The organism is Pseudomonas kairouanensis, from assembly GCF_004682055.1.
Taxonomy (GTDB): domain Bacteria; phylum Pseudomonadota; class Gammaproteobacteria; order Pseudomonadales; family Pseudomonadaceae; genus Aquipseudomonas; species Aquipseudomonas kairouanensis.
The window spans coordinates 75,591-86,438 of the sequence record NZ_QUZU01000029.1; the positions used below are offsets into that span (position 1 = coordinate 75,591).

The 10,848-nt window shown below is 62.0% G+C and carries 9 protein-coding genes; 3 read left to right on the forward strand and 6 right to left on the reverse strand.

All coding sequences use genetic code 11. The features are described 5' to 3' along the window. Nucleotides 1–2: 2 nt before the first annotated feature. The 3 genes from DYL59_RS21015 to DYL59_RS21025 are packed head-to-tail and all read right to left on the reverse strand — an operon-like array spanning nucleotide 3 to nucleotide 4,665. Nucleotides 3–683 (reverse strand): amino acid ABC transporter permease, encoded by a 681-nt coding sequence (locus DYL59_RS21015; protein ID WP_135290892.1) that lies wholly within the window; start codon nucleotides 681–683, stop codon nucleotides 3–5. Continuing rightward, nucleotides 680–2,278, reverse strand: coding sequence for an ABC transporter substrate-binding protein/permease (locus tag DYL59_RS31535; protein WP_202877206.1), 1,599 nt, complete (start codon nucleotides 2,276–2,278; stop codon nucleotides 680–682). Before DYL59_RS31535 ends, DYL59_RS21015 begins: the two co-directional genes overlap by 4 nt. Next, nucleotides 2,272–4,665 (reverse strand): TonB-dependent receptor plug domain-containing protein, encoded by a 2,394-nt coding sequence (locus DYL59_RS21025; protein ID WP_135290893.1) that lies wholly within the window; start codon nucleotides 4,663–4,665, stop codon nucleotides 2,272–2,274. Before DYL59_RS21025 ends, DYL59_RS31535 begins: the two co-directional genes overlap by 7 nt. 349 nt (nucleotides 4,666–5,014) lie before the next feature. Between DYL59_RS21025 and DYL59_RS21030 the strand changes: the two genes are divergently transcribed. Then, nucleotides 5,015–5,911 carry a LysR family transcriptional regulator gene (locus DYL59_RS21030; protein ID WP_135290894.1) on the forward strand — a complete coding sequence of 299 codons (897 nt, stop codon included), beginning with the start codon at nucleotides 5,015–5,017 and terminating at the stop codon, nucleotides 5,909–5,911. A gap of 89 nt (nucleotides 5,912–6,000) precedes the next feature. After that, nucleotides 6,001–6,825 (forward strand): 5'-nucleotidase, lipoprotein e(P4) family, encoded by an 825-nt coding sequence (locus DYL59_RS21035; protein WP_135290895.1) that lies wholly within the window; start codon nucleotides 6,001–6,003, stop codon nucleotides 6,823–6,825. Nucleotides 6,826–7,052: 227 nt separating this feature from the next. On the opposite strand, the gene DYL59_RS21040 is transcribed toward DYL59_RS21035, so the two are convergent. Genes DYL59_RS21040 through gabT form a run of 3 tightly spaced genes read right to left on the reverse strand, consistent with a single transcriptional unit; the run spans nucleotide 7,053 to nucleotide 9,571 of the window. After that, a complete protein-coding gene (locus DYL59_RS21040; protein WP_003174918.1) occupies nucleotides 7,053–7,541 on the reverse strand; it encodes an Lrp/AsnC family transcriptional regulator in 489 nt (162 codons plus the stop codon). A gap of 45 nt (nucleotides 7,542–7,586) precedes the next feature. Beyond that, complete coding sequence (locus tag DYL59_RS21045) at nucleotides 7,587–8,231, reverse strand: HAD family hydrolase (RefSeq protein ID WP_135290896.1); 645 nt, start codon at nucleotides 8,229–8,231, stop codon at nucleotides 7,587–7,589. A 47-nt stretch (nucleotides 8,232–8,278) separates the two neighbouring features. Continuing rightward, nucleotides 8,279–9,571, reverse strand: coding sequence for a 4-aminobutyrate--2-oxoglutarate transaminase (gene gabT, locus DYL59_RS21050; RefSeq protein ID WP_135290897.1), 1,293 nt, complete (start codon nucleotides 9,569–9,571; stop codon nucleotides 8,279–8,281). Nucleotides 9,572–9,764: 193 nt separating this feature from the next. Between gabT and DYL59_RS21055 the strand changes: the two genes are divergently transcribed. Then, the gene (locus DYL59_RS21055; protein WP_135290900.1) at nucleotides 9,765–10,691 is read left to right on the forward strand and encodes a 2-hydroxyacid dehydrogenase; all 927 of its coding nucleotides are present in this window, start codon (nucleotides 9,765–9,767) and stop codon (nucleotides 10,689–10,691) included. Nucleotides 10,692–10,848: the final 157 nt, after the last annotated feature.

A 10,848-nucleotide genomic window follows, 5' to 3' on the forward strand; every position in this document is an offset into this window, starting at 1 on the left:
GGTTACCTGTAGGCCAGGCGCCGTTCCAGGGAACGGGCCAGCAGTGAAAGCGGAAAGATGTAGGCAAAGAACAGCGCCAGCACCAGGCCGTAGACCGGCAGCAGCAAGTCGGTGCGCGCAGTGGCGGCAAGGATCTCGCGACTGGCGCTGAGCAACTCGCCCACCCCCAGCAGGCTGGCCAGCGCGCTGGACATGGTCACCACGCAATACAGGCCCAGCGCAGGGGGCACCATCAGGCGCAGGGCCTGGGGCAGGATTACATGGCGCAGTTGGCCCACCGGGCTGTAGCCCAATGCCGTGGCGGCTTCCCATTGGGTACGCGGGATCGACTGCAAGGCGCCGCGCACAATCTCCGAGGCGTTGCCCGTCGCCGGCAGGGACAGGGCCAATACCGCCTTGAGCCACGCCGGGAGGCTGATCACCACACCGGCGACGTGCCATTCGTAAGGCAGCAGGTGCATCACGAAAAACATCACCACCAGCCATGGCGAGTTGCGCAGCAACTGGGTCACCAGCCTGGCGCCCACCCGCAGCCAACGCGACTTGGCCCGTTGCAACGCGCCCAGGCACACCCCGGCGATACAGGCCAGCAGCATCGCCAGCGCACCGATCCACAGGTTCAGCGCAAAGCCCTTGAGCATCATCGGCAGCCACGGCAGCAAGGCTGAAAGCACCTCGTTCATGGGCCACCTCCGGGAATGTGCAGGCGCCGTTCCAGGCGGTGCAGCGCCCAGGCCAACACGGCCATGGCGGCGAAATACGTCACCAGTACCAGCAGCATCATTTCCACCACGTTGTAGCGTTCACTCCAGATTTCCTGGGCGCTGTACAGCACTTCGGGCACCGCCACCGCGTAGGCAATGGAACTGCCCTTGATCAACTGCACCATGTTGTTGCCCAGCGCGGGCAAGCAGGCACGCAGCGCCAAGGGCAACTGGATATGCCACAGCCGCGCCGCCCGCCCGTAACCCAGGGCCAGCGCCGCATCGCGGGTACTGGCGGGCACCGCAAGCAGCCCGGCACGCACGATTTCCACGGCAAACGCACCGTAATGCAGGGTGATGCACAGCGCTGCCAGGCCGAACGGGTTGGCGTACCACGGCGCCGCCCCGCCTTCCAGACCGCCGCGCAACAAGGCGCCGACGCCAAAGTAGATGAAGTACAGCTGGGCCAGGCTCGGTGTGTTGCGCAGCACTTCCACATAGCCACGCACCAGCCAGCGCAAGGGCTTAGACGCGCCCATGGCCAAGGCCCCCAGCAGGCCGATCAGGCACGAACCGAGAATGCCAATGGCCGACAGTTGCAGGGTGGTGACGATGCCCGAGGCAAACTGACGCGCGGTCCAGCCGTCATAAAACACCGGGAAATTCCAGCCGGTGGTGGTGTTGAGGCGTGCGAAGCCCTCGGTGAGGCGCTGCAAAAAGTACGGCAGGCTCTGTTTGTCTTGTGCGGCGCTGGCGGCTTCGCTTGGGTTCAGCGGATGTTTGTGGGGCAAGCCATAGCGGCTTTCCAGTTCATACAGGAAACCGCTCTGGCGCCACTGCAATGCCACTTGCTCCAGCAGGCCACGCCAATGCGGGTCGCCCTTGGCCACGGCCATGCTCCAGGGCGCTTCGAGAATCACCGGCAACTGGATGCGATAGCCCTGCCATTGCTGACTGTCCTGCAAGCGCAGGTGCGCCACCGCCTCGTCCATCACCTGGCCGATGCAGCGCCGGTCGCGCAGGGCCTGGGCGCTTTCGGTCAGCCCGGCGAAGGCGAGGATGTTCACCCCGTAACGCTCGGCCACGCTCTGGTTGTAGGTCGAGCCCTGGCTGCTGCACAGGGTTTGCCCGCGCAGGCTCTCCCAGCTTTGCACCACCTGATCATCACGGGTCAGCAACACTGCGCCCGAGGCGTAGAAGCCGGGGAAGATGAAGTCCACCAGGCGCTGGCGTTCCTCGGTCACGCTGAAGCCGGTGATGATCACATCGCACTTGCCCTGCTGCACAAACGGCACACGGTTGGCGCCGCTGGTGGGGATGGTCTGCGCGCTGATCTCGCGGCCCAAACGCTGACTGAGGGTCTGGCGCAGGTTTTCCAGCAGGTCGGCATTGAAGCCCACCGCCTGCCCCGAGGGCGTGAGGTAGGCGAAGGGCCGGTTCTCCACGTTGGTGCAGGCGTTGACCACACCGCGCTCAGCGATGCGTTGCAACACCGGCCCATCCTCGGCGACAGCGCCCAGCGAAACCGCCAGCAAGCCGGCGGCCACCCAGGCCTTGACCAGCCTTGTCACCACGAATACGTCGCCTTGAGGTAGTAGAACGCGCCGTTCATGCCGAACGGTGAGTAGGAGATGTAATTGACGTTCTGATGGCCGGGGTTGTTCAGGCTGTTGCGTTTGTCTGGGTAGGCATCGGTGACGTTGTCGCCGCCCACGGTGAACAGCCAGTCGGTGTAGCGATAGCTGGTGGACAGGTCCAGCACCCACTTGGCGTCGAAGCGCTGGTCGTAGGCTTCACCGGTGTTGCTCACCGCCAGGAAGCTGCCGTAGCGCACCAGGTTGGCGTGCAGGCCCCAGTTGTCTTTGCTGTAGTCGGTGGAGAACGACAGCTTGCTGCGCGGTGTGCTGTCGGTGAGCACGCCATAGCGGTCGCGACGGTCGATGCGGTCCAGGTTCAGGCCACTTTGCGCCAGCGCGGTGGGGTTGTCCTTGACGTCGGTGACGCGGGTCTTGCTGTAGCTGTAGCCCACGGTGCTGTTGAGACGCGCACCGTTGTCGAAGCGGTAGCGGTGCTGGCCGGTGATGTCGACGCCACGGGTTTGTGTGTCCACCGCGTTGGTGAAGTAACGCACCGACTGGTACAGGTCGGTGGGAATACCGTTGGCCCCCAGATACGCCTGGCCGGCGGCGGTCTGCACGTTGAGGTTGCTCGACAGGGTGACCCGGTCGTTGATGCTGATCTGGTACACGTCCAGGGTCGCGCTGAAATCGTCAGTGGGTTGCAGCACCAGGCCCAGGCTGATGTTGCGCGACTTCTCGGCCTTCAGGTCTTCGGCACCGAGCAAGCGTGCAATCGGCGAATCCACCGAGGCGGTCAGCTGATCCTGATAGGCGTTGATCGAGGTGTTGAGGGCGCTGGTGGTCGCCGAATAATGCTGCTGTGCCAGCGACGGTGCACGGTAGCCGGTGGACACACTGCCGCGTACGGCGATCACTGGGTTGAAATCGTAGCGGCTGGAGAACGAGCCGGTGGTGGCGCCGCCAAAGTCGTTGTAGTCGTCGTGCCGCACGGCCACCGACGCGCGCCATTTGTCGGTGAGGTTGGTTTCCAGGTCGAGGTACTGGGCCACCACATCGCGGCGGTAACTGCCGCTGTCGCCGGGCTTGAGGCCGGAGAAGCCTTCGGCGCCAGTGCCGTAGTAGGAATTGGCTTCGCCGCTGCTTTCTTGATAGGTCTGGTGCTGGTACTCCAGACCGAACGCCACCGACAGCGGGTTGCTCAGCACCGGTACATTCAGCTCGTTGCTGAAGTCCAACTGGTACACGGCGAGGCTACTGGTGAGGCTGCCGTCGTCGAAATTCTGCTGGGCGTTGCCGGTGTCGCGGTACAGGTAGCGGTTGAGGGTATCGCGGCTGCTCAGGTCAATTTCATTGCGGCCATAGTCGACGCTGGCGTCCCATTTCCAATCGGCCAAAAGCCCCCGCAAGCCCAGCACCAAGGAGCGGTCCTCGGTCTCGGCATGCAGACGCGGCAAGTAACCTTCGGGGTGGGCCGTGCGGTCATAGGTGGAGGCACGGCCATTGCGGAACGCATCCCAGGTGTCGCCTGTGGATTTGTTATAGCCGGCAAAACCGTAGGCGGTGAGGTCGTCGCCCAGGGCGTATTCGGCGTTGAGCATGACCTTGCCGTTGGTGATGTCCGGGTCGCCCAGGCGGTAGGTGGTGCTGCCATAACCGGGCGCGCCAGGGTTGCGGTTATCGGGGCCGGCGCGGTTGGTGAAGTCGTTGTTGTTGCCGTCGAAACTCAGGTGCGCACTGCCGCGCTCGCCCAGCTTGAAGCCGGTGTCGGCGTCCACATGGCGCTGGATGCCGTCGCCCTTGGCATACTGGCCATAGCTGGTGGTGACCTGGCCGCCTTCGTCGTCTTTTTTGAGGATGACGTTGATCACCCCGGCAATCGCATCCGAGCCATAACGGGCCGAGGCGCCGTCGCCGAGCACTTCGATATGGTCGATGGCCGACAGCGGGATGGCCCCCAGGTCCACCGGCGCCGAACCACGGCCCTGGGTCACGTTGGTGTTGAGAAACGCGCTGGTGTGGCGGCGCTTGCCGTTGACCAGCACCAGCACCTGGTCAGGGGACAGGCCGCGCATCTGCACTGGGCGAATGATCCCGGTAAACCCGGAGCTGGCCGGACGCGGGAAGTTCAAGGACGGGATCAACCGCGACAAGGCTTCGGACAACTCATTGCTGCCGGTGCTTTGCAGGGTTTTGCTGGACACCACCTGGATCGGCTGCATCGACTCCAGCACCGTACGGTTCTCCGAGCGCGTGCCGGTGACCACTACCGCACTCAGCTGTGGAGCGCTGTCACTGTCTTCTGCGGCCTGCGCCTGCATGCCGGTCACTACCGCCAATACCGCGAGCGACAGCCTGCTTAAGTTGAACGTGCCCTTGATCATGCCTTATTCCCCAGCCAACAGCCGTCACCGCGCCCTGACGCAAGCGCAGGGGCAGTGGCTGTCGAACATTTTTCATATTCAAAAGTTGATAAAAGAGTGGCCAGGGGGCAATTCGGTGGCGTGTTGATTGCTTGCCTGGTATGTCACACGGGGCCCAATCTACCTGCCCTGTGCGGTCATACCTACGGAAAAAACAGCGGGCAACACTAACTTTTACTCATGTGGCACTGCGGTTATATGGTTAAAAGAACACGGTCTAGTTCAAGCCCGTTTAGTGATTGAGTGAGATAAAAGATCAGGCTATAAGTGCTCGGTTTTATTAACAGGCAATACCCGAGTGTTCTAACTTATGAATCTTCGCCAGATGGAAGTCTTCCGTTCCATCATGCTCACCGGCAGCATCGCGGGCGCCGCCGAGTTGCTGCATATCTCCCAGTCCGCCGTGAGCAAGATGCTCAGCCACACCCAGCAGCGTGGCGGGCCCAAACTGTTCGAACTGGTCAAGGGCCGGCTGGTGCCCACCAGCGAAGCGCGGGAGCTGTACGAGGAAGTCGAGCGCCTGTGGCGCAACGTGGAGCGGGTGCGCGAGCTGTCCAGCGAACTGGCCAACCCGTCCAAGGGCAACCTGTACATTGCGGCTTCCCCAAGCCTAGGCATGTCGGTGGTGCCCCAGAGCCTGGCGCAAACCGTCAAGGAACGGCCGGACCTGAGCGTAAAAGTGATCCTGCCATTGCCCGGCGCACTGACCGATGTAGTGGCGGAGAAGATCGTCGATATCGGCATTACCACCTTTGAAGTCGATCACCCGAGCATCACGGTGCATGCGCGCTATAGCTGCCCCTTGGTGTGCATCATGGCGCCTTCCCATCCGCTGGCGACGCTTGAGTCCATAAGCCCTTCTGACCTGATTGGCCATCGACTGATTTCGGTGCCGTTGCAAGAGTTGTATGGGATCAATGAGGAGAAGGTGTATGGGGAGGTGCTGGCGCAGCTCAATATTGGCTTGCAGGTGCGTTCGGGGTTGATCGCCAGCCTGTTCAGTTTGGCCAGTGGGGAGATTGCGGTGGTGGATGCGCTGGCCGTTTCGGGGAATTTGCTGCCGCTGGTGATACGGCGGTTTGAGAGTGCGGCGGCGGTGAATATTTCGGTGATTCATAACAGCTTCAAGCCGTTGTCGCCGCAGGCGTTGTTGTTTCGGGACATGGTGATGGAGCATTTGCGGGGGGTAGCGGAGAATTACCCATAAACCCGAAGCCGCGCTGTGCGCACCGTCCCACAGTGTTTATCAGTAGACTGGGCATCACCCTGCCCCACTGACCCGAGATTGCCCCCTTGATGCGCAACCTGATCATCGCCAGCCTGTGCCTGCTCGCCGGCTGCCAGCAAACCCCACCGGCCAACGACCAACTCGACGCCGTGCTTTGGACCCAAACCTCCATCGAGCACGAGTTGATCTACCGCCAAGTATTCGCCAATGCCACCCGCCAACTGGACGTGGCCCTGGCCGATCCCACCTGGGACGCCCTGCCCTTCGCCCCGCGAAACCTCAATGGCCTGCCGCCGGCGGTGGTGGTGGATATCGACGAGACCGTGCTGGACAACGTGCCGCTCAATGCCCGGGACGTGGTCAACAATCAAATCTATTCCTATGACCGCTGGAACACCTGGGTCGAGCAAGCCAAGGCCCAGGCATTACCCGGTGCGGTGGCCTTTTTGCAAGCGGCCGCGCACAAAGGCATCACGGTTTATTACGTGACCAATCGCGAACACAGCCAGGTCGCGGCCACCGCCAGAAACTTGCGCCTGCGCGGTTTCCCCCTTCAGAGCGATGAACAGATCCTGGCCGCCAGCACCCCCATTGGCCACTGCGAAAGCGCAGGCTATGGCAAGACCTGCCGTCGCCAGTGGATCGCCGGCCATGCCCGTGTGTTGCTAATGGCCGGTGACTCCCTGGGGGATTTCGTGCAGGCCGAACACAACACCCTCGCCGACCAGCGCAAGGCGGTGGAACCCTATGTGAACTGGCTGGGCCAACGCTGGTTTGTGCTGCCCAACCCCACCTATGGCAACTGGTACAGCGCGCCGTATGGGGATGACGACACACTGCCGTTTGAGCGCAAGCGCCAGGCTAAGCAGCAGGTGTTGGAGTTGGAGCAGTAACCCTGCTTGCCACAACCTGCCTGCTCATTGCCGTTGGCGTTGTATGGAGATCCAAATGTGGGAGCGGGCTTGCTCGCGAATGCGCAGTGTCAGTCGATACTTTCTTCACTGATCCACCGCTTTCGCGAGCAAGCCCGCTCCCACAGTTTTGACCGAGTACGACACAAAAAACCGGTCGATTCCAAGGCACGGCACAGATCTGCTTTGCTGTGGGAGCCACATCCAAATCAGTGCCGCAACAACTTACGCAACGGCACCCCATCCTTAAGCACCGGCGACTTGATCACGATGTAACTGAAGTACTTCGAAATCCCAATATTCTTATCCAGCAAACTCTCCACCACCTCCTGATAGTGCTGAATACTGCGGGTCATAAACCGCACGAGGTAGTCATACCCCCCACTGATCAAATGACACTCCAACACCTCATCCACCAGCCGAATGTTGGACTCAAACTTGGCAAAGTCTTCCCGCTTGTGGTCGCTGAGGGTGATCTCGGTAAACACCGTGACCGAATCGGTGATCTTGGCCAGGTTCAAGTGCGCCTTGTAGCTGGAAATATACCCCGCCGACTCCAGCCGCTTGACCCGTTGCAGGCAAGGGCTGGCCGACAGCCCAACGGCGTCGGCGAGGCTGACGTTGGTCATGCGGCCGTCCTTTTGCAGTTCCACCAAAATACTGATGTCGATCCGGTCCAGCTTGACGAGCCCTTCCATTGCGTACCTCTTGACTGCCGTTTGTAAGACAATCTTCTAGCAAAATCAGCGCCGTAAAGACAGCTGATGCTGCGCCACCAGGTCCGCCATGCTGTTGATGCAGTAGTCCGCTGCGCAAGGCGAAGGCTGCCGCGCCCGGTGGCGGCCGATCAAACAGCGGTCCAGCGCCACCTGTGCGCCCACCGATGGGCGGGTGATATGCAGGATCGGTTGAACGTCATCGCCCTGTCGGTTGAGCCATTGTGGGTCTTCGGCCAGGGAAATGAAGTCTTCCGGTGCAATCCCCAAGCGCTCGCACAACGCGCCGCGATCTTCCGCATCGCGGTCGCCGCGCACCAACAGGCGGTAGAACTTGCGCAAATACAGCATCGCCCCCGGCGCATCCTCGAACAGCGACCAGTTGCCTGCCGACCGGGCAAAGCTCATGCCCTCCTCCCAACTGGCGTGCTGCCCCCACGTCTCGGCGAGTTGGCGATGGGCAAAACACAACACACCACTAAAGCCTAGCTCAGCAAAGCGCGGGTAGAGGCTTGCCACCACCGCGTTGAATTCAGCCAGCACCTGCTCCCTGGACGGCTGCCCGCCACGGCTGTCGAGCAGCGGTTGCAACGCCGCCCACACCCCCGAATCGCGGTCCACCAGCACTTCATCGCAGTCAATCAGCAACGCTCGATAATCTGTCAGCCCCATGGTGGGTCAAGCCTCCTTGTTGCGTTTCACCCGTAGCGGGCACTGCGTCAGTTCAAGACCCGTGCCAAGGCCGCGTCGAGAATCTGCAGGGCATCGTCGATCTGTGCCTCGGTGGCCACCAACGGCGCGAGAAAGCGCAGCACGTTGCGGTGCACGCCGCATTTGATCACCAGCAAACCGCCGGCGCGGGCGGCGTCGATCACCTGCTGGTTAAGGTCCGCGTCCGGGGTGCGTGCCGAATCGGTCTTGATCAGTTCGATGGCCAGCATAAAGCCGGTGCCGCGCACGTCGCCGATGTTCGGGTAACGTGCCTGCAAGCCCAGCAGACCCTGGCGCAGGCGTTCACCCAGCACTTGGCTGCGGGCCAGCAATTGCTCGTGCTCGAACGCGTCGATCACCGCCAGCGCCGCCGCGCAAGCCAAGGCGTTGCCGCCGTAGGTGCCACCGAGGCCGCCGGGAAGCGGTGCGTCCATGATGTGCGCCTTGCCCACCACGCCAGACAACGGCAAGCCACCGGCCAGGCTTTTGGCCACGGTGACCAAATCGGGCTGGATACCGGAATGCTGGAAACCAAACCAGGTGCCGGTGCGACCAAAGCCGGTCTGGATCTCGTCGAGGATCAGCACAATACCGTGCTTGTCGGCCAACGCACGCAGGGCCTTCAGAAACTCCGGCGGTGCGGTGAGGAAACCGCCATCGCCCTGCACCGGCTCGATGATGATCGCTGCGACGCGTTCCGGGGCAACCTGGGTCGCCAGCAGTTCATCCAGCGCATTAAGTGCCACTTCGCTGGTCACGCCGCGATAGGCGTTCGGATATGGCGTGTGGAACACCTCCGGCGCAAACGGCCCGAAGTTCTGTTTGTAGGGTTGGCTCATGCCGGTCAGCGTAGTGCCTAGCAAGGTACGGCCATGAAAACCGCCGCGAAAGGCGATCACTGCCGAACGGTTGGTGTGAGCACGGGCGATCTTCACGGCATTTTCCACCGCCTCGGCGCCAGAGGTGAAAAACGCTGCTTTATAAGCCTCCTTGCCGCCGACCATCTCACTCAGGCGCTGGGCCAGGTCGAGGTAAGGCTGGTAAGCCACCACTTGGAAACACGCGTGGGAGACCTTCTGCAACTGAGCCTGCACAGCCGCGACCACCTTGGGGTGGTTGTGGCCGATATTGAGCACGCCGATGCCGCCGACGAAATCCAGGTAACGCTTGCCATCCACGTCCCATAGCTCGGCGCCCTGGGCGCGGTCGATCACCAGCGGGTGCGCGGTCACCAGTCCACGGGGCACGAACTGCTCGCGCTGACGGAGCAAGTGAGGGGTTTCATCGACTTTGCTATTCATGGCATTTCCCATCGTGAGTCCGGCAACCTGGAAGTGGTTGCGATGCTGTTCAGATTACGGGGTGCGGGCAACGCACTACGCCGAACTTGGCCCGTGAGAAATTCGTATCCACTGTTTTGCCCCTGCGTTTCAACAGATCCTGCGCCGGGCTTGAGGGATGATGATCGCGACCTTAATCCAGCAGGAAATGCCCATGGCCTTGCTCTATAAAGCTGACCCGGTGCGCGGCCTAACCTGGCAGGCACTGTTTGCCGAACACGCGCCCGATATCGAATGGCGGGCCTGGCCCGACGTCGGCAACCCCGAAGAGGTTGAATACCTCGCGGCCTGGACCGCGCCGGATGATGTGGCGCAGTTGCTGCCCAACCTTAAAGTGCTGTTTGCCTTGTCTGCCGGTGTGGATCAATTGGACTTGTCACGCCTGCCGCCCGATTTGCCCGTGGTGCGCCTGCTCGACCCCGGCATCACCCGTGGCATGTGCGAATACGCCAGCTGGGCGGTGCTCAGCCTGCACCGAGACATGCTGCGCTATCGCCAACAGCAAGTGGCGCGGTGCTGGCAGGCGCACCTGCTGCAGCCCGCGGCGAATCGTCGGGTTGGCGTGATGGGGTTGGGCACACAGGCCCAGCAGATCCTGGCCACATTGGCGCCGTTGGGGTTTGCCCTGTCGGGGTGGGCGCGCAATGCCCGGCATTTGCCGGGGGTGAAGTGTTATGCGGGCGAAGAACAGCTGCCAGCCTTCCTGGGCCAGTGCGACATTTTGCTGTGCGTGCTGCCATTGACCGAGCAGACCCAAGGCATTCTGGATCGACAGCTGTTTGCGCAACTGCCCAAGGGCGCAGCGCTGATCAATATGGGCCGAGGTGGGCATCTGGTTGAACAGGATTTGCTCGAAGCGCTGCAGAGCGGGCAGCTGAGTGGCGCCGTGTTGGATGTCTTGCAGGAGGAACCGGCCCCGCCGAGTCACCCGTTCTGGACGCATCCGCAGATTGTGCTCACGCCGCACATTGCCGCAATGACCCAACCACAAAGTGCCTTCGGCGTGCTGCTGGAAAACATCCGCCGGTTTGAGCGGGGTGAGCCGATGGTGGGCGAAGTGGACCGAACATTGGGCTACTAATGGATGTATGGAAATCAAAATGTGGGAGCGGGCTTGCTCGCGAAAGCGGTGGGTCAGCCAACAAATGCATCGACTGACACCCAGCCATCGCGAGCAAGCCCGCTCCCACAAGGGGATCCGCGGTGTACTCAATTTCCAAGCCCGGCACAGGTTAAAA